The sequence below is a fragment of the Pseudonocardia zijingensis genome, assembly GCF_042657305.1.
Classification (GTDB): Bacteria; Actinomycetota; Actinomycetes; order Mycobacteriales; family Pseudonocardiaceae; genus Pseudonocardia; species Pseudonocardia zijingensis.
The window spans coordinates 1-887 of the sequence record NZ_JBHSKO010000078.1 but is presented as its reverse complement, the minus strand read 5'-3'; the positions used below and the strand labels follow the sequence as shown (position 1 = coordinate 887).

Here is an 887-nt window from a genome sequence, read left to right as displayed (position 1 = left end):
GGCACCTGGACCCACTGGGCGCTGTTCGGCGGTGAGTTCCCCGGTACCGAGATCATCCCGCGGATCTACATCGCGCACGTGCTGCTCATCCCGGGCATCCTGCTCGCGCTGATCGCGCTGCACGTCGGCCTGGTCTGGTACCAGAAGCACACCCAGTTCCCCGGCCCCGGCCGCACCGAGGGCAACGTCGTGGGCGTCCGGATCCTCCCGGCGTTCGCGGCCAAGGGCGGCGCGTTCTTCGCGGTCACCGTGGGCGTGCTCGGCCTCATGGGCGGGCTGTTCCAGATCAATCCGATCTGGAACTTCGGGCCCTACAACCCGGCGCACATCTCGGCCGGTTCGCAGCCCGACTGGTACGTGCTGTTCACCGAGGGCATGCTGCGGATCTTCCCGCCGTGGGACATCTACCTCGGCGACTACAACATCCCGCCGGCGTTCTGGGCCAGCCCCGCGTTCCTCCCGCTGCTCTACGTGATCGCGGGTGCCTACCCGTGGATCGAGCGGAAGTTCACGAAGGACAACGCCCTGCACAACCTGCTGCAGCGCCCGCGGGACGTGCCGGTGCGCACGTCGCTGGGCGTCATGGGCATCTCCTTCTACACGGTGCTGGTGCTGTCGGGCAGCAACGACCTGATCGCCTACTTCTTCGACGTCTCGCTCAACGCCACCACGTGGGCGGGCCGCATCGGGGTGCTGGTCGTGCCGCCGATCGCCTACTGGGTCACCTACCGGATCTGCCTCGGCCTGCAGCGTTCGGACCGGGCGGTGCTGGAGCACGGCATCGAGACCGGCGTCATCAAGCGCCTGCCCCACGGTGAGTTCATCGAGGTGCACCAGCCGCTGGGCGGTGTCGACGACCACGGCCACGCGATCCCGCTGGAGTACCA

The 887-nt window shown here is 68.1% G+C and carries 1 protein-coding gene; it reads left to right on the top strand.

What is annotated here, in order from left to right:
- A partial coding sequence (locus ACFPL3_RS42005) for a cytochrome b (RefSeq protein WP_379591043.1) occupies positions 1-887 on the top strand: 887 nt, incomplete at both ends.